This window comes from Vreelandella zhuhanensis (assembly GCF_009793355.1).
Lineage (GTDB): Bacteria > Pseudomonadota > Gammaproteobacteria > Pseudomonadales > Halomonadaceae > Vreelandella > Vreelandella zhuhanensis.
In genome coordinates this window covers 103,810-121,520 of record NZ_WTKP01000005.1, presented here as the reverse complement: position 1 = coordinate 121,520, position 17,711 = coordinate 103,810, and the positions used below count along the sequence as shown (strand labels likewise).

Annotated in this window: 17 protein-coding genes; 12 read left to right on the top strand and 5 right to left on the bottom strand. The window is 55.3% G+C overall.

Annotated features, from left to right (window positions below; translation table 11 throughout):
• Nucleotides 1–94: 94 nt before the first annotated feature.
• Entirely contained in the window at nucleotides 95–301 is a 207-nt protein-coding gene (locus tag GPM19_RS08465) for a DUF2788 domain-containing protein (RefSeq protein ID WP_160418608.1), read from the bottom strand.
• A 111-nt stretch (nucleotides 302–412) separates the two neighbouring features.
• On the opposite strand from GPM19_RS08465, the gene GPM19_RS08460 reads away from it, so the two are divergent.
• From GPM19_RS08460 to GPM19_RS08450, 3 genes are all read left to right on the top strand, one after another.
• Complete coding sequence (locus GPM19_RS08460; RefSeq protein ID WP_160418607.1) at nucleotides 413–877, top strand: flavodoxin; 465 nt, start codon at nucleotides 413–415, stop codon at nucleotides 875–877.
• Between the two features lies 1 nt (nucleotide 878).
• The gene (locus tag GPM19_RS08455) at nucleotides 879–1,250 is read left to right on the top strand and encodes a hypothetical protein (RefSeq protein ID WP_160418606.1); all 372 of its coding nucleotides are present in this window, start codon (nucleotides 879–881) and stop codon (nucleotides 1,248–1,250) included.
• A 171-nt stretch (nucleotides 1,251–1,421) separates the two neighbouring features.
• Nucleotides 1,422–2,666, top strand: a complete 1,245-nt coding sequence (locus GPM19_RS08450; RefSeq protein WP_160418605.1) for an NAD(P)/FAD-dependent oxidoreductase — start codon at nucleotides 1,422–1,424, stop codon at nucleotides 2,664–2,666.
• A gap of 9 nt (nucleotides 2,667–2,675) precedes the next feature.
• On the opposite strand, the gene GPM19_RS08445 is transcribed toward GPM19_RS08450, so the two are convergent.
• Entirely contained in the window at nucleotides 2,676–3,338 is a 663-nt protein-coding gene (locus GPM19_RS08445) for a hypothetical protein (protein ID WP_160418604.1), read from the bottom strand.
• Between the two features lie 179 nt (nucleotides 3,339–3,517).
• Between GPM19_RS08445 and GPM19_RS08440 the strand changes: the two genes are divergently transcribed.
• From GPM19_RS08440 to GPM19_RS08420, 5 genes are all read left to right on the top strand, one after another.
• Complete coding sequence (locus GPM19_RS08440; protein ID WP_160418603.1) at nucleotides 3,518–4,690, top strand: metallophosphoesterase family protein; 1,173 nt, start codon at nucleotides 3,518–3,520, stop codon at nucleotides 4,688–4,690.
• The gene (locus GPM19_RS08435) at nucleotides 4,687–7,356 is read left to right on the top strand and encodes an AAA family ATPase (RefSeq protein ID WP_160418602.1); all 2,670 of its coding nucleotides are present in this window, start codon (nucleotides 4,687–4,689) and stop codon (nucleotides 7,354–7,356) included. The genes GPM19_RS08440 and GPM19_RS08435 overlap by 4 nt, the downstream gene beginning before the upstream one ends.
• A 107-nt stretch (nucleotides 7,357–7,463) precedes the next feature.
• Entirely contained in the window at nucleotides 7,464–8,183 is a 720-nt protein-coding gene (locus tag GPM19_RS08430) for a Crp/Fnr family transcriptional regulator (protein WP_319928106.1), read from the top strand.
• A 300-nt stretch (nucleotides 8,184–8,483) separates the two neighbouring features.
• Nucleotides 8,484–10,073 carry a peptide chain release factor 3 gene (locus GPM19_RS08425; protein ID WP_160418601.1) on the top strand — a complete coding sequence of 530 codons (1,590 nt, stop codon included), beginning with the start codon at nucleotides 8,484–8,486 and terminating at the stop codon, nucleotides 10,071–10,073.
• Nucleotides 10,074–10,122: 49 nt separating this feature from the next.
• Entirely contained in the window at nucleotides 10,123–10,908 is a 786-nt protein-coding gene (locus tag GPM19_RS08420) for a TatD family hydrolase (protein WP_160418600.1), read from the top strand.
• Nucleotides 10,909–10,928: 20 nt separating this feature from the next.
• Here the strand turns inward: GPM19_RS08420 and GPM19_RS08415 are convergent, their stop codons facing one another.
• The 3 genes from GPM19_RS08415 to ygfZ all read right to left on the bottom strand — a co-directional run bounded on the left by GPM19_RS08415 (nucleotide 10,929) and on the right by ygfZ (nucleotide 13,086).
• A complete protein-coding gene (locus tag GPM19_RS08415) occupies nucleotides 10,929–11,609 on the bottom strand; it encodes an RES family NAD+ phosphorylase (protein ID WP_160418599.1) in 681 nt (226 codons plus the stop codon).
• On the bottom strand, nucleotides 11,606–12,007 hold the full coding sequence (locus tag GPM19_RS08410; RefSeq protein WP_160418598.1) for an MbcA/ParS/Xre antitoxin family protein: 402 nt from the start codon (nucleotides 12,005–12,007) through the stop codon (nucleotides 11,606–11,608). The genes GPM19_RS08415 and GPM19_RS08410 overlap by 4 nt, the downstream gene beginning before the upstream one ends.
• A gap of 107 nt (nucleotides 12,008–12,114) precedes the next feature.
• Nucleotides 12,115–13,086, bottom strand: a complete 972-nt coding sequence (gene ygfZ, locus GPM19_RS08405) for a CAF17-like 4Fe-4S cluster assembly/insertion protein YgfZ (protein ID WP_160418597.1) — start codon at nucleotides 13,084–13,086, stop codon at nucleotides 12,115–12,117.
• Between the two features lie 169 nt (nucleotides 13,087–13,255).
• On the opposite strand from ygfZ, the gene GPM19_RS08400 reads away from it, so the two are divergent.
• The 4 genes from GPM19_RS08400 to GPM19_RS08385 all read left to right on the top strand — a co-directional run bounded on the left by GPM19_RS08400 (nucleotide 13,256) and on the right by GPM19_RS08385 (nucleotide 17,636).
• Nucleotides 13,256–13,453 (top strand): hypothetical protein, encoded by a 198-nt coding sequence (locus GPM19_RS08400; RefSeq protein WP_160418596.1) that lies wholly within the window; start codon nucleotides 13,256–13,258, stop codon nucleotides 13,451–13,453.
• Entirely contained in the window at nucleotides 13,453–13,860 is a 408-nt protein-coding gene (locus GPM19_RS08395) for an OsmC family protein (RefSeq protein WP_160418595.1), read from the top strand. The genes GPM19_RS08400 and GPM19_RS08395 overlap by 1 nt, the downstream gene beginning before the upstream one ends.
• A 52-nt stretch (nucleotides 13,861–13,912) precedes the next feature.
• Entirely contained in the window at nucleotides 13,913–15,934 is a 2,022-nt protein-coding gene (gene uvrB, locus GPM19_RS08390) for an excinuclease ABC subunit UvrB (RefSeq protein WP_160418594.1), read from the top strand.
• A 196-nt stretch (nucleotides 15,935–16,130) separates the two neighbouring features.
• Entirely contained in the window at nucleotides 16,131–17,636 is a 1,506-nt protein-coding gene (locus GPM19_RS08385; RefSeq protein WP_160418593.1) for a fumarate hydratase, read from the top strand.
• Nucleotides 17,637–17,711: the final 75 nt, after the last annotated feature.

Below are 17,711 nucleotides of genomic sequence, written 5' to 3'. Positions count from 1 at the left end.
TACTTAGCTGACACTAAATGAAAAGCTAGCATGGGAAGGTGCTGCTCGTAAGGGCGGCACCTTCTCATGTGTGGGCTATAGATACGTCTCCCCGTTATCCAGCACCTCCTTCGAGCCACCAGGTAATGATGACTTTGAATACATAGCCGAGCATACCAGCGCCAAGAACGATAAACAGCATGAGGGTGCCGAAACGCCCCGCGTTGGACTGTTTGGCTAGATCCCAGATGATAAAGCACATGAATACAATCAATCCGCCGATCATTACTGGAGTGATCCAAGCTTCGAACGTCTGCTGCATGAGGGCTCCTATTGCAGGTATTTCTTCACCTGTTAATATTTGACCAAAATCATCGGGTATTTGTCGACTACTAGAGTAGTGCTGTGACACTTTGACAGGGGTAAACCTATAATGCCGAAGCTGAATATCTTTGTGGGCACTATGTACGGTGGTGCGTTGGATGTGGCTGAACAGGTCAAGCCACTGTTTGAACAGGCGGGCTTTGACGTGACTATTTTTGAGCAGCCCATGCTTGAAGACCTCATCCAGCATAAGACTGACGTAGCGCTGTTTTGTGTTTCGACTACCGGTAGCGGGGATTTTCCGGGTAATTTCGTACCTTTTGTGCGCGCTTTTCATGAGCAAGGCCCGGCCTTGTCTGAATTGCGCTATGGCCTGATTGCGTTGGGTGATAGTTCTTACGGAGAAACGTTCTGTGGTGCCGGACGAGCGCTGGATGCGCTATTGGAAGACCATGGTGCCACCCGGCTGGGAGAACGATTGGAAATCGATGCCATGGAAACCTTCATGGCTGACGATGAAGCTGTGCCATGGGTCGAGCAGTGGATTGACTCCCAGCAGTTGAAGGCGGCCTGATATGCAACGACCTTCTCCCACAGCCGGGCGTTTGAGTGTGGCGTTCGGCCTGTGTGTGGTAATGCTTGCCACCTTGCCACGTTATCTGGCGGGGGGCCATGAAACCCGCCAGACACTTATCCTGATCGCTCTTGGCGTGGTGGCGCTGGCAACGTTCATGCAATGGCGCATTTTGCCGCAAGAAGCCCGGGCTCGCCTGCCTGCCTTGCTCAAGCGATTGGTGGGCATGCTAGTGGTGGGGTCGCTGTTGATGGGCCTATGGCACTGGCTCTTTACTGACTGGATTAGCTGGCAAGTCCTGTTATCACACGGTGCTACCCTAGGCCTTCTGCTCCACGTAGTCAGCTTGTGGTGGTCAAGTGAAAAAGAATGAGCGTTTCTTTCGGCTAATGGCTAGGAGTTGGTTTTAAACACTGCTATAGACATGGATTAAAGTTTTTTAAGCTATATAAAGCCATGCTGTATTGGTGTTATTTTCTAGTCTTGGACGGTTAGCATTTTGTAGCGTTGGCCTTATAAGCAATTAACCAAAAGGAAGGTAGCAATGTCGCGGCAAACAGTGGTGTTGGGAGCGGGCATGGTAGGCGTCAGTATTGCCTGGCACCTTGTTCAGCGGGGACATGATGTAACCTTGGTGGACCGGCTTAAGCCAGGGCGCGAAACCTCCTTCGGTAATGCGGGCATTATCCAGCGAGAAGCGGTACGGCCGTACCCCTTCCCTCGAGACTTGAAAACCTTGCTAAAGGTAGTTCCCAATCGGCGGGTAGACATTCGCTACCGACCAGGTGGCATGCTACAAGCAGCTTCTCCGCTGTTACGCTATTGGCTGAATTCGGCACCCGCCATCTACAAGAAAATCGTACCGGAATATGCCTCTCTGATTCAGCTTTCATTGCAGGAACATGCCCCCATGATCGAGGCGGCTGGCGCCGAGGCCTTGGTGTGCAAGGATGGCTGGCTTGAGCTGTATCGAACGCCGAGCAAATTGAACAAACGCCTGAAAGAAGCCGAAGAGGCGCGTGGTCGTTTCGGCGTTCAGTTCGAATTGCTGGATGGCTTGGCTCTGGCAGTCAAGGAGCCTGACCTCAGTGAAGACATCATAGGTGCCATCCATTGGCTTGATCCTTGGACGGTGGCGGACCCCGGCGCCCTGGTGGAAGCTTATGCTCAGGCGTTCCAGAAGGCCGGCGGGGAACTCTTGCAGGCGGATCTCCAGGAAGTAACCCAGCAGGAGCAAGGCTGGGTGGTCCACACCAGCGAAGGTGACCTGGAGGCCGATACCCTGGTGGTCGCGCTGGGCCCATGGGCGGGAAGCTGGCTGAAGGGACTGGGCTATGATTTTCCCACTTTCGTCAAACGCGGTTATCACATGCATTACGGGCTTGCCCCAAAAGCGAAACTGCATCACTGGGTGATGGATGCCGAAGTCGGTTACTTGCTGGCACCCATGCATGCTGGCGTGCGTTTGACCACGGGGGCGGAGCTTGACCGGCTGGAAGCTCCTGCCCATGAAAGCCAGCTCAAGGCAGCCGAGACAATGGCGCGTAAGCTTTTCCCCTTGGGGGAACGGTGCGACCAAACCGCCTGGAAGGGCGCTCGCCCTTGCCTGCCGGATATGAAGCCGGTGATTGGTCCGGCGCCTCGTCACAAGGGATTATGGCTAGCGTTCGGCCATGGGCATCAGGGATTTACCTTGGGGCCGGCAACCGGTCGTCTATTGGCTGACATGATAGAAGGCGATACGCCACCCATCGACATGGCCCCTTTCCGTGCTGAGCGCTTCCGCTAATCAAAGAGCTCACCTTTCAACATTTGAGTGAGTTTTTGAAGGAAGGTGGGCGTAAGCCTTTTGGATATCCAGGGTGGTGAGGCAAGTGAACTTCTCGACGAAAAACACTAGAGTTGAAAGACAGGAAAAGCGCTCTTCGAATTGCTCCTCGGTCCCCGCGAGGCGCCGATTGACATTGGCACGGTAACCATCTTTGAGTTTGGCAATCCGTACGCGTGCACGCCTATCAGCTTCTTGTTTTTCCACCACCAATTCTGGCTGTGTATCGAGTAATACTTTCAAGTGGTTGGCGTCGTCGCGCTCTTCAGGGGTCGCCCAGAGCGCCTGGTCACGGTCGCCATATTGATAGAGAATCACTGCCAGGGGCATGAAAAAGATAGCGCCGGCAAGCATCCAGGTCAGTTGTGTTGGAGAAAGCGACAGGGTAATGGCCATCAGTAGTTGCCCTAGTGACCCTATCGCTAATACTAGTGCCAACGGTCGCCAGGTTCTTTGGTTCATGACGCTTTTCCCCAAGCTATAGCCCCATAAACCGAGCACCGCCAACATACCGATGCCCAGCTGCATTAGGGAGAAAAGGTTGCCCCCTCCCAGCAAAAGGGCCACTACCCCTACAATAATCAAAAGACTGTAAATAGCGGCAAACAGAAGATACGCACGGTGCAGGTTCATTATTATATGTCCTTCTCTTGAGGGTTACCTGTAATCAGCGTTCTCCTAGCTTAGGCGCCAAAGACGTTGGACTCCATATTTTCCATCACAGGTGTTCTTGCCACCGCTGTTTTTTCTCGCATGGTATAACTGTCATGATTTCTAACGTAATCAACTAATCAGGAAAGGAGACCCAAAGGGTGCGATTACTGCATACCGCAGACTGGCAGATTGGGCGCCAATATGGCCGCTTTGCACCGGAGGACGCACTCGCCTTGGCCGAGGCCCGGTTCAGCGCTGTCGAGCGGTTGGCGCGCCTGGCCACTGAGCAAGCTGTGGCGGCGGTGCTCGTGGCCGGGGATGTATTCGATGCACAGACTGTCTCGGATCGCACGGTTCGGCGTTTATTCAATGCCATGCAAGGTTTTTCGGGTCCTTGGATCTTGATTCCGGGCAACCACGATGCCGCTTTGGCGGAGAGTGTCTGGCACCGAGCCAAGCGGCTGGGGGCAATTCCAACCCATGTCGAAGTACTGCTTGAACCTGGTGTCTATGCCTTTCCCCAGTCAGGTATCGCTGTATTGGCGGCTCCATTGACCCAGCGCCAGACATCTGCAGATCTCACCGCCTGGTTCGATAACGCCGAAAGCCCCGAGGGGCTATTACGCCTTGGACTGGCGCATGGCAGCGTACAGGGCCAGCTGGCGGATGACATCGATTCACCTAATCCCATCGCCGCCGAGCGGGCCGCACGCGCCCGGCTGGATTACCTGGCATTAGGTGATTGGCATGGTCTCAAACGGATTGATGAACGCACCTGGTATAGCGGGACGCCCGAGCAGGAACGTTTCAAGAATAACGGTGCCGGTCAGGCCCTGATCGTAGACTTCGAACAATCTGGTCAACCGCCGCGGGTGACTGCCCATCAGGTGGGAGAGTTTCAATGGCGCCAATGGCAGGAAACCTTAGGAGTCGACTCCGACATCGACCGCTTGATCGAGCGTCTGGAAGCATTACCTGCACCGGCGGTACTGGCCTTGAACCTTGCGGGAGATACCGACCTTGCGGGCCATCAGCGGCTCATCCAAGCGTTGGCCGAAGCCGAGGCCCGGCATCGCAGCGTGCAGTACGATCTCTCGGCACTACGCCTGCAGCCTACCGATGCCGATGTTGCCGCTCTTGATGCCGATGGCTATCTAGGGGATGTGATCGATGAGCTGCGTGCGCAACAGTCCTTGCATGATGACGAAGCCTCCCGCGATGCCCTGGTGCTACTGGCGGGCCTGCTGCGTGAGCGCTTGCCCCAGGCTGCATCGAGTGCCGAGGAATCGGCATTGGGTATGGGCACGCTGGAACGGGAAGATAACGCATGAAACTCAAGCGAATACGCATTGAGCAGCTACGCCAGTTTCAGCATCCCTTGATGGTGGATAATCTCCAGCCCGGGATCAATGTTTTTACCGGCCCTAACGAATCCGGCAAGAGCACCATTGCCAGCGCCATCCGTGCTGCCTTTTTCGAGCGTCACCGTTCCAGCAGTGTCAGCGACCTGCAACCTTGGGGCGATTCCTCGGCTACGCCTCAGGTGACGCTTGAGTTCGACTGGCAGGATCGGCATTGGCGGTTGGAAAAACGGTTTCTAGGACGCAAACGCTGTGACTTGGAGATTGCCGGCGTGCATTACAGTGGAGATGACGCCGAAGAGCAGTTGGCTGATCTGCTGGGCTTTCAACATCCCGCACGCGGGGCCAGCAAGGCAGAGCATTGGGGGATTCCCGGACTTCTGTGGATCGAGCAGGGCGCCGGGCATGAACTGCGGCCAGCGGTGGAACATGCGGCCGATCATTTGCAATCGGCCTTGGGAGCTGGTCTGGGAGAGGTGACCAGCAGCGGAGGAGATGAAATTATCCAGGCGGTGGCCACCCAGAAGGCCGTGTTTCTCACTGCTACCGGAAAGCCGCGAGGCGAATTCGCCAAACTCCCCGTCCAGATTGCTCAGCAGCGAGAAGAGCTTGTCGGTCTGGAAACGCGTATTGCCAACTATCGCCAAGAGGTCGACCGACTGTCCGAGCTGCGTAAGCAGCATGCAATGGATGCTCGGGAAAAACCCTGGCAAATGCTACGCCAGCAACAACAGGCCGCCGAAAAAGCGTTGGCCGACGTCGAGACCCTTCAACAGGCCCAGGCAGTGGATCAGCAAGCGTTACAAAGCTGTCAGAATACCCTGATTCTTCTGCGTGAGCAGCTCGAAGCTTTCCAGCGTCAGCAACAGACGCTGCTGCAGCGCCAGAGTGCTGCCCAGCACGCCAAGCAAACTCTGCAGGCGCTGAATGAGGGGAATGCTGATATCAATGCCGAGCATCAGCGAGCGGAAAAAAGCTATCGGCAGGCATGCCATATCGCGCAGCAAGCTCGACAGCAAGAGCAGGCAGGTCGCTTGCTGCAGGAGTTGGAACGTCTGTCTCGGGAACGTGTCGCTCTGGATGACAGACTCGAAAAAGCCTACCGCGTCCAGGCTGAGTTGTTGGAGCAGCGCCGGGCTTTACCATGCCGGAGAATCGATGAGCCGATCCTGGACAAGCTACGCAAGCAACACAAGCAACGCGACGACCTGGGCATTCGGCTGCAAAGCGTCGCTACACGCCTGCAATACGATATATTGCCGGACCAGGCAGTCGAGCTCGATGGCCAGGCATTGACCATGCAGGGGGAGACGTTACTGCTCGAGTCGGGGGAAATGATGATCCCCGGCGTGGGGCGTCTGCGTATCATTCCAGGCGGAGAAGATATCGGCGAGCTGTCACGCCGGCATAGACAGCTGGAAGAGGCACTCAAGGCTCTGTTCGAGCAACTTGAGATCACTTCCCTGGCCGAAGCCGAACAGCGCATGGAAGTCTATCAACGTTTGCATATCGAAATTCAGGCCAACGAGCGGCTATTAAGTAGCTTGGCACCGGAAGGTATCGACTTGTTGAGCCAGGCATGTGAGAGCTGCAAACAGCAATGCGAGACGTTTTCCGCACAATGTCGCAACTCGACGGTACTAGCTGAGGAAGCGCCGAGCCTGGTTGATGCCGAAGCGCAACGCACAGCAGCTGAACAGGCGCTTAAAATGGCCGAAAAGCGCCAGAGCGATCACCAGCTGGCATTGAACGGCGCCCGCCGGGATGCGGTCAATAATGATGCAGAATTGCAGCGTTTACAGGCTGAGCTCTCGGCACCAGATCGTCAGCAGCGCGAACGCGAACTCAGTCAGCAGTTAGTGGAGCAGCGCGCTGAGCATGCCTCGCTTGAACAGCGCATTGCCAATCGACAACAGCGTATCAACGCTGCACAGCCTGTATTGCTACAGCAGGATGTGCAGCGCTTTGCGCGTAGCGCCGAGCAGCTTGAAAAAGCCGTCCATGATCGCGAGCTGGCGCTGACCGAGCTACATAGCCGTCTTGAGGCACATAGTGCCGAAGGGCTGGAAGAGCAACGCACAGAATGCTTGCTGGTTTGCGAGCAACTCGAACGTCGTTACGCTGAGATGCAACGGCGAATGGCGGCGCTTTCCTTGTTACATACGTTGCTCAAGGAAAAACGCCAGGCATTGACTCAGCGCCTGCAGGCCCCGTTACAGCGGCATCTCAACCACTACCTGGCGCTGTTGTTTCCTCAGGCCAGCCTGAGCGTCGATGAAAATTTGATTCCCGCTCAGTTAACCCGTACGCAAACTTTTGGAGTTGAGCATGGTGGCCTGGAAGCACTGAGCTTCGGTGCGCGCGAGCAGATGGGTTTGATCAGTCGCCTGGCCTACGCAGATTTGCTGCGTGAGGCAGGGCGTCCTACGCTTATCATTCTTGACGACGCCTTGGTGCACAGCGACGCCCAGCGTCTGGAGCAGATGAAACGGATTCTATTCGATGCCGCAGAGCGCCATCAGGTGTTGTTGTTCAGCTGCCATCCGGAAGACTGGTGCGACTTGGGGGTTGCCCCGCGCGACATGCAAGCGCTCAAGGCAGCCGTCAACAGCCCTAATTTAAGCATTACAACCTAACCAGTTTTTTGTTGAAAAAATTCTTTTTCTCTCTTCCATGCCTATCACACTAACTTTATCTATATAAACGGTAGCTATAAACCAAAACCAAACAGAGGAGAGAGGCAGTGATTGAGGCACTAATTAATAAGCTGAGTTACTACATGACTCTCTCCAACGAAGAAAAACAGGTGCTGGTGAATGCGGCTACCCAAAGCTTTCATGTGGACAAAGGTGAGGTCATTATCAACGAGGGCGAGCGACCCGAGCACGTCTACCTCATAGAAAAGGGATGGGCATGTCGCTACAAACTTCTGAAAAACGGTGAGGTTCACATCATGGCTTACCTGATCCCGGGAGATCCATGCGATGTGCATATCACCATCCTTGAGAAAATGGATCACTCGATACGTGCGCTTACGCCAATGAGACTGCGCAAGTTTCCAGCAGATGAAATGCGTAACATCATGGAAAATCATCATCGCCTGGCGCGAGCGCTTTTCTGGTCCATCCTAGTGGATGAAGCCGTTTTGCGAGAATGGTTGGTCAATATGGGGACTCGGCCAGCCGCGGCACGACTGGCACATGTCTTTTGTGAAATGCTGATACGTTCACAGATTGCCGGTTGTGCTGAAAACGACAGTTTTGAGTTTCCACTGACCCAGGCGGAACTCGGCGAGTCGATGGGGCTGACACCGGTACATACCAACCGTGCTCTTCAAAAGCTGCGTCAGGAGGGCTTGGTATCGCTGGAAAAGAAACGTTTGACGATTCTTGACTGGGAGCGATTGAAGCAATTTTCGCAATTCGATCCGATTTACCTGCATTGCCAGAACCTGCCTCGATGAGCATTTCTAATGCACAAAAAGCTATACTATTGTTGCACTGAAGCGGAGCGTAGGTGACCCCCCAAACAGTTCGATACCCAGCAAATCGAATCCATGATGTTCGGTCCGGCAATGCGCTTAGCGGGGCTGAAAGAGGATGGGTGGTGCTTCTTTGCGTGAAGGTCTCTTCGAAGTTCTCTCTTATCTCATGCGTAGCACCCAATGGGCTGCGGCGGTACAATGCCTTCATTAACGTAAGCGTCTAGCCATGTAAATTGCAAAGCAAGTACAAGGCTGAGTACAAATTACTGAAGAGGCAAGATGACAGACACCAATTTGGCCCGCCAGACCGCGCTTCGGCGCACCTTTGCCATCATTTCGCACCCGGATGCGGGCAAGACCACTATCACTGAAAAGATGCTGTTGTTCGGCAATGCCATCCAACTGGCCGGTTCGGTGAAGAGCAAGCGCAACGACCGTCACGCCACTTCCGACTGGATGAAAATGGAGCAGGAACGCGGCATCTCGGTGACAACCTCGGTGATGCAGTTCCCCTATGGGGGGCGCATGGTCAACCTGCTGGATACGCCGGGGCACGAAGACTTCTCGGAAGATACCTACCGCACTCTGACCGCGGTGGACTCAGCGCTGATGGTGATAGACTGCGCCAAGGGTGTCGAGGCACGTACCATCAAACTGATGGAAGTGTGTCGCTTGCGCACCACGCCGATCCTTACCTTCATCAACAAGATGGACCGCGAGACGCGCGACCCCATAGAGGTGATGGACGAAGTCGAAGAAGTGCTCAATATTCAGTGTGCACCGATGACTTGGCCGATCGGCATGGGGCGTGCCTTCAAAGGTGTCTATCACCTTTATAATGATGTGATTCATCTCTATACCCAAGGGCAGGGCAGCCGAATTCCCGAGGACCGGCGTATCGAAGGGTTGGACAACCCTGAGGTGGATGCCGTGCTCGGCGAAGACCAGGCGGAAGAGCTGCGCATAGAAGTGGAACTGGTGCGTGGCGCCGCTCATCGCTTCGATCACGATGCCTACCTGCGTGGCGACCTGAGCCCAGTGTATTTCGGTACCGCCATGGGTAACTTCGGGGTGCGTGAAATGCTCGATGGCTTTGTCGAGTATGCACCGGCACCTCAGCCCCATAAGACCGATGTGCGTGTCGTCGAGCCCGATGATGAGCGCTTCACCGGGTTTGTGTTCAAGATTCAGGCCAACATGGATCCCAATCACCGCGACCGCATTGCCTTCCTACGGGTCTGCTCGGGCAAGTACGACAAGAACATGAAGATGCGCCATGTGCGAATCAAGAAGGACGTCAAGATCGCCGATGCTCTGACGTTCATGGCGTCCGATCGTGCCCATGTGGAAGAAGCCTGGCCCGGCGATATTATCGGCCTGCATAACCATGGCACGATCCAGATCGGCGATACCTTTACCGTCGGCGAAGACATGCGCTTTACCGGTATTCCGCACTTTGCCCCTGAATTGTTCAAGCGTGTGCGGTTGAAAGATCCGCTCAAGATGAAAGCGCTGCACAAGGGCCTGCAACAGCTTTCCGAAGAAGGGGCGACGCAGGTCTTCATGCCGATAGATAATAACGACCTGATACTGGGCGCGGTCGGTACGCTGCAGTTCGATGTGGTGGCCCATCGGCTGAAAGAAGAATACAAGGTCGATTGTTTGTATGAAGGCATCAACGTCAATACTGCTCGTTGGGTGTATAGCGAGGATGCCAAGAAGCTTGAGGAATTCAAGCGCAAGGCGAGCACCAACCTGGCCATCGACGGTGGCGGCTACCTGACCTACATTGCCCCTACAAGGGTCAATCTGCAGATGACCCAGGAACGCTGGCCGGAAATACGCTTCCAGCCGACGCGGGAGCATTAAGCAAGCGTAAGCCAGAGAGCAACGCCAGAGAAAACAGAGGAGCGCGGAAATGATCGATGCCCACTGCCACCTGGATTTTCCCGATTTCGATAGCGACCGTGAGGCGATGTTCAAAAGGGCGAAAGCGGTGGGAGTAGTGCATTTCATGGTGCCTGGCACCACCAAGGCGCGCTGGGAGAAAGTGCTGGCATTGGGCAAGCGAGACGATGTCAGCATAAGTCTCGGATTACATCCTTATTTCATGGAGGAACACCGGAATGAGGATATCAAGGCGCTGGAACATGCTTTGGATGAGCATCTCGAAGGTCTGGCGCCTGAGGTTGTCGCGATAGGTGAGTGCGGAATCGATGCGCGTTTCAAGGAGAGCTGGGACGCGCAATGGGAGTATTTCAATGCCCAGTTACGCATCGCCAAGGACCGTGACCTGCCGATTGTGATTCACTGCGTGCATGCCAATGACCAAGTGGGAAAACGCCTGCGCGAGCTGAAACTCCCCGCCGGAGGGCTGATTCATGCCTTTGCCGGGTCGCCCGAGCAGGCAGCCAAGTTTGTGGACCTGGGATTTGTGCTGGGGTTAGGGGGTGCTACCACCTATGAACGCGCCAAACGCCTGCATCGAGCAGTGAAATCGCTTCCCGACGACGCCTATGTGCTGGAAACCGATAGCCCCGATATGCCGCTTTGCGGCTATCAAGGTAAGCGTAACGAGCCGGCACGGGTGGCCAAGGTGTGTCGGGCCGTCGCCGAGCTCAGAGGCCAGACGGTAGAGGAAGTGGCCAGTACTGCCACGACGACCACGAAAAAACTGTTTCGCCTTCAGGGACTCGCTGTTTGAGCGCTCTTGCTTTTGCTCGGTCAGCCAAGAATTGTCAGCTCGAAAACATTGCGTATGCATTCTCCATCCCACTCGTAGCCCAGATGCCGGCCCTGCCAGGTGGCGGAAAGAATCGGGGGTCGTAGCACGGCAGTACAGGTCCCGCCTGTGTCTCGCACACTCGGGTAGAGAATCCCGTCATGCCGGTCTTCCCGTGCCTGGCGGCCGAATGCCTGTGCAGCTGACCAGTCGTCGGGAGCCAACAGCGATTGAGCGTCTACTGCTTCATGCAGGTCGAGCAAATTGCCTGACAGGTTGGAAAGATAGACACGCTGCTGCAGCATCATGGGAGGCTCGCAAGATTCCCGCATGAAATGCTCGGCGTGATAACGGGTTTCCGCAATGGCCGTGGTTTCCGTCGAGGCACAGTAATAAGCCCCGAAAGTACCATCCGTGAACCGCGAGCCAGTCATGGGGAAATGACAAAATGCCGCCATCACCGGTGTCCAACCCTGGCCGTAGCGACGGTCTTTTTCGCGTACTAGGTGGATGGCTCCAGCTTCTTCGCGCAGTCGCGCTGAGGTCTCGCCTTCCAGCTCGTTGAGCAATACCCAGTCGTCAGGCGAGTCGTTGACCGACTCGAACAAGTCGATGGGAGGGAAGCGTGAGGCAATGATGCGGTAGCTGGGATGCCACTTGACCGCTCTCAGCGCAAAGCTCATGCATGGCCCCCACCGCGCGCTGCATCCAGGTGCTGGCGCACGATGTAAAGATCGGATACCTGGCCATTGAGCAAACGTTCGATAGGTGAGTGGTCCGCAAAGAGGGGATTGTGGTTGGGACGCTGTAGCCAGGTGTCGGCAGCTTGTTGATTGGGCAGCAAGATGTGCAGTGCTTTGTAAATACCCAGAATCAGCGACACGCGTTCAAGATGATTGACATCGAGCCGTGCGCTTTGAGGGTCGTTTTTCCAACGGCGGTAAGTGGAGTCAGGGACACCTAACAGAATGGCTGCCTCGTGCTCCTTGAGCCCCCAAGCCTTGGAAATGCCGGGGTAGGTGCGCATGGCCGCCGCCGCCATTCCCTTGCGTTTATCTGTGCTCATTTGTTGTAGAGACATGACCGAACCCTCCTCATCCATGAGGAAAGAATAGTTCAAATGAGCGACGATGTAAAAGTTACGTTCATTTGGTGGTTTTTAAAAGTACTTGTCAGGGTGAAGAGTAGTTATTCGTGAGCCACCAGCGTTTCCGGGTCGAGGCGTTCGATCGGGTAGGGCAAGGCAAGCAAGCTAACTGGATAGCCTTCAACGTTCAGAGAAAGCTCTTCTATCGCATTGGTGGCCAGTACGGCCAGGAACTCGATATTACCTTGAGCATCCGCTGCCGTGACCACAGCCTCGCCACGTGATTTACCTGCTTCATCGTATACAGGCGTACCCGGCTCGATAGAGGTGTTCGTGGTCACTTTGGCCCGGGCCAAGCGTTTTTTGACCTGACCACGAAAGTGCGCTCGAGCGACTACTTCCTGGCCCATGTAGCAGCCTTTCTTGAAACTGATGCCCCCAAGAGCTTCCCAATTGAGCATTTGTGGCAGGAACTGATCCTGCTGTGCTGAGGTGACCCAGGCAATACCGGCCTGGATATCCAGTAGCTTCCAAGGACTTTCATCTTGGGAAACACTCGCTTGGGGGATGGCGTCCAAAGTGGCGATACCCGTTTGAGGGATACAGGCCAGCCAGCGCGGTTGGGGACCAGGGTGGCGTAGCAATTGAGCATCCTGTGAAGCGGACTGCGCCTGATGCCAGGAAATGTCAGGTAGCGACACTTCGAGTGCTTGAGCCATTTGATGTCCGGCATGTTCACCGATCACGCCGATAAGAGAAATTTCTTGCGCAATGCGTAACTCCACTTTGTAGAAAGCGGCGAATTTCTTTAAATGGGCGAGTAAAGAATCCAGCAAATCATGGGAAAGCATCAGGCGATAATGATCTTCTGCCACTTTCCATAGCTGCGCATTTGCCAGTACACGGCCCTTGGCGGTGCAAAAGCAGGTCAGGGGAGCGAAGTTACCGTTGGCATGAGCCACTTGGGCACTTGTCTGCCCTTGGAGCAGCGTTTCGGCGCCCTTTCCTTTGAGCTCCAGAATGCCCAGATGGGAAAGGGAGACAAAGTCAGGCGGTGCGAGGGGATCAGACATGTACAAAAACTCCGAGTGATCATTGGCCATTCATCAGCACCTGAAAGGCAATCAAAAGGCGGCGAAATAGGCTGTTATCTCTCAAATGAGGGCGTGAGCGGCTAATTGCAAGGCATTGGACCCGTGCTAGACTCGGCGGTGCTTTTGCCAGTCTTGCACAGGAGGCGTGATGACGCATTACTCGTTGAGTTTTAACGGCGTAGAAACAACCGAGCAGGTCAACCGTATTACCACGGTATTGATGATGCTCGATGGGGTGGAGAGCGTCGAAGTTGGCCGTCATGGTGCAGAAGTAGAAGGCCGGGTGAATCCTCAGGCACTGATTGAGGCGATCAAATCTCTCAAACTAGGAATAGAGGTAACCTAATGCGCATGCCGATTGAAATCATCAGCGAACGTAACCATGTTTTTCGCCAACGTGTGGAACTTGAGGGCCTGGAAGACCTCTATGCGGATGTGCCTCAAGCATTCGGTGGTGAGGGAAGCGCCCCCGATCCGCATGATTACTTCGATATTGCCCTGGGGACCTGTAAGGCAATCACCGTGCAAATGTATGCCAAGCGCAAACGATGGCCGCTTGAAGGCATTAGCGTCAAGGTCAAACGTGATGACAGCCAGGAAACCAAGGGGCTTTATAAGCTGGATGTGGAGCTTTTCTTGCATGGCATTGAAGACCCGGATCAGCGCGCCAAGCTGGAAGACATCAGCCATCGCTGTCCCATTCAACGCCTGATGACACAAGCTGCCGTAGAAATAACCACTCGAGCAGTCTAGAGTTTTATACCGTTATTTTAATACCAAACACACTTTTCATAAAGGAGCCGGAATGAGCAAAGCGTTTCGTCTGCAATCGAAATTCCAGCCTGCGGGTGATCAGCCCAATGCTATCAGCAGCCTGGTCAGCGGGTTGGAGGCGGGGCTTGCCCACCAGACGTTGCTGGGGGTAACCGGCTCGGGCAAAACCTTTACCATGGCCAATGTCGTCGAACGCTTGCAGCGTCCGACCATTGTCATGGCGCCTAACAAGACGCTTGCCGCTCAACTGTACGGTGAGTTCAAGTCGTTTTTCCCGGATAACGCCGTAGAGTATTTCGTCTCTTACTACGACTACTATCAGCCTGAAGCCTATGTGCCTTCCTCGGATACTTTTATCGAAAAGGACGCTTCGATCAATGATCACATCGAGCAGATGCGCCTTTCCGCCACCAAGGCACTGTTGGAGCGGCGGGATGCGTTGATCGTGGTGTCGGTCTCGGCAATCTATGGGCTGGGTGACCCCGATCAGTACCTGAAGATGCGCTTGCATTTCAGCCGGGGTGAGTTGATTGATCAGCGCGCCTTCCTGCGCCGCTTGGCGGAATTGCAGTACACCCGCAATGACATGGATTTTCGCCGAGGCACCTACCGGGTGCGTGGCGATGTAATTGATATCTTCCCCGCTGATGCCGAGGAAGAAGCTGTGCGGGTAGAGCTTTTCGATAATGAAATCGACTCGATCCGGTTATTCGATCCCCTGACCGGCGAAGTACGGGGCCATGTGCCACGCATGACCGTCTATCCGAAATCTCACTACGTTACGCCGCGCGAAACCATTCTCGAGGCTATCGAGTCGATCAAGGCCGAGTTGGTGGAACGGCTCGACTGGCTGCGCAACCATGACCGTCTGGTGGAAGCTCAGCGGCTTGAGCAACGCACTCTGTACGATATCGAAATGATGCTGGAATTGGGCTATTGCAACGGCATTGAAAACTACTCACGCTATCTTTCCGGGCGCACGCCGGGCGATCCGCCACCCACCTTTTTCGACTATCTGCCGGATGATGCGCTGCTATTCATCGATGAATCGCATGTCAGCGTTCCCCAGGTAGGCGGGATGTACAAGGGCGATCGTTCGCGCAAGGAAACCCTAGTCGAGTATGGCTTTCGCTTACCTTCGGCACTGGATAACCGCCCGATGAAGTTCGAGGAATGGGAGTCGATCTGTCCTCAGGCAATATTCGTCTCGGCGACGCCGGGTAAATATGAAGCGGAACACGCAGGCCAAGTGGTTGAGCAGGTAGTGCGTCCCACCGGTTTGCTCGACCCGGAAATCGAAGTACGGCCGGCCAGCACCCAAGTGGATGACCTCTTGTCCCAGATAGGGTTGCGCACGGCGGTAGGCGAGCGCGTACTGGTGACCACCCTGACCAAGCGTATGTCGGAAGACCTGACCGAATACCTGGACGAGCATGGTATACGGGTACGCTATCTGCATTCGGACATCGATACCGTGGAGCGGGTCGAAATCATTCGAGACTTGCGTCTGGGCAAGTTCGATGTGCTGGTAGGCATCAACTTGTTGCGGGAAGGCCTGGATATCCCCGAAGTTTCACTGGTGGCGATTCTGGATGCCGACAAGGAAGGGTTTCTGCGCTCGGAACGCTCTTTGATCCAGACCATCGGTCGGGCAGCGCGGAATTCTCAAGGAAAAGCAATTCTGTACGGTGATCGGATCACCGATTCCATGCGCCGAGCGATGGACGAAACCGAGCGCCGGCGTGCCAAGCAGATCGAACATAACCTGGAACATGGCATTACGCCCACCACGGTGACGCGTTCGGTGGCCGACATCCTGGAATCGGCGCAAACACCGGGCAAGAAGGGGAGTCGGCGTAAAGGTGAGCGCAAAGTGGCGGAAAAAGCAGGGGCTTACGATATTGCCTCGATGCATGCGCCTGAGCTTAAAACTGCGATCAGCAAACTCGAAGATGAGATGTTCGAAGCGGCGCATAACCTGGAGTTCGAGGAAGCGGCACGTCTACGTGATCAGCTGAATCAACTCAAGGAGCGCCAGCTGGCGTTGGGCTGATGGACGACAAAAAGAGCAGCTTGTCCTGAATATTTATACCGTTATATTAATCATTAACTTCGACTAAAGGTAATCTTCATGAACAGGGACGAAGCTGCCGTCCAATCGGGTGATACGTTATACTCATCACCACGATTATAACGCTTGTGCTAGTTGATATTGGAGCACAGGACGATAACCCGGGAGCTTCTTGTTCATGACCGTGATCCACCAGGACGACTTGATTCAAAGTGTCGCCGACGCCTTGCAGTATATTTCCTATTACCATCCCAAAGACTTCATTGATGCCATGGCGGCTGCCTATGAGCGGGAAGAAAACCCGGCGGCTAAAGATGCCATCGCGCAGATCCTGATCAACTCGCGGATGTGCGCGATGGGGCACCGGCCGATTTGCCAGGACACCGGCATCGTCACCGTCTTCGTGCATGTGGGCATGAATGTGCGTTGGGAAACGCAAATGAGCCTGGACGACATGATCAACGAGGGCGTGCGCCGCGCCTACAAGTTACCGGATAACGTCCTGCGTGCCTCCGTTCTCGCCGACCCGGACGGCAAGCGCGAGAATACCAAGGACAATACGCCGGCCATCATTCATCACAAGATTGTACCGGGCGACACCGTCGAGGTTCATGTGGCCGCCAAGGGCGGTGGCAGTGAGGCCAAGTCCAAGTTCGCGATGCTCAATCCTTCAGATAGCGTGGTTGATTGGGTCATGGAACAGTTGCCCAAGATGGGCGCCGGCTGGTGTCCACCGGGTATGCTGGGTATCGGCATTGGCGGCACTGCCGAAAAAGCCATGCAGATCGCCAAGGAAGCGCTACTCGACCCGATCGACATTCAAGACCTTCAAGCCCGGGGGGCGAGCAATCGTACCGAAGAGCTACGTCTCGAGCTGTTCGACAAGGTTAACAAGAGTGGTATTGGCGCGCAGGGCCTGGGGGGCTTGACCACAGTGCTGGATATCAAGGTCAGGGACTACCCGACCCATGCGGCCAACAAGCCGGTAGCGATCATTCCCAATTGCGCGGCCACTCGACACGCCCATTTCACTCTGGACGGTTCCGGTGCCGCTTCATTGCCGGTGCCCAAACTGGAAGACTGGCCGGAAATTACCCGAGAAGCAGGAGAGAACGTCAAGCGCGTCAATCTGGACAGCGTGACACCGGAAGAGGTCAAGACCTGGCAGCCCGGCGATACCCTCCTGCTTAACGGTAAGCTGCTCACCGGGCGCGATGCGGCGCACAAGCGCATGGTCGACATGATCGCCAAGGGCGAACCCTTGCCGGTCGACATGAAAGGGCGTTTCATCTATTACGTGGGTCCGGTGGACCCCGTGAGAGATGAAGTGGTCGGCCCCGCAGGCCCCACTACGGCCACTCGCATGGACAAGTTCACCCGTACCATGCTGGAAGAAACCGGCTTGCTGGGCATGGTCGGCAAGGCGGAGCGCGGCCAGACGGCAATTGATGCCATTCGCGACAATGAAGCCGTCTATCTGATGGCGGTAGGCGGCTCCGCGTACCTGGTCGCCCAAGCGATCAAGAAATCTCGAGTAGTCGGATTTGAAGACTTGGGCATGGAGGCAATTTATGAGTTCGAGGTCGAAGACATGCCGGTGACCGTGGCGGTAGATAGCCAAGGCACCTCCGTGCACCAGACCGGCCCGGCCAAATGGAAGGAAATCATTGCACAGACCGCCTGAGGCAATAAACTCTGTTTATTAACCCGCCCTAATAACCAGAATGAATGACAAAGGCCCCGCCAAGAGCGGGGCCTT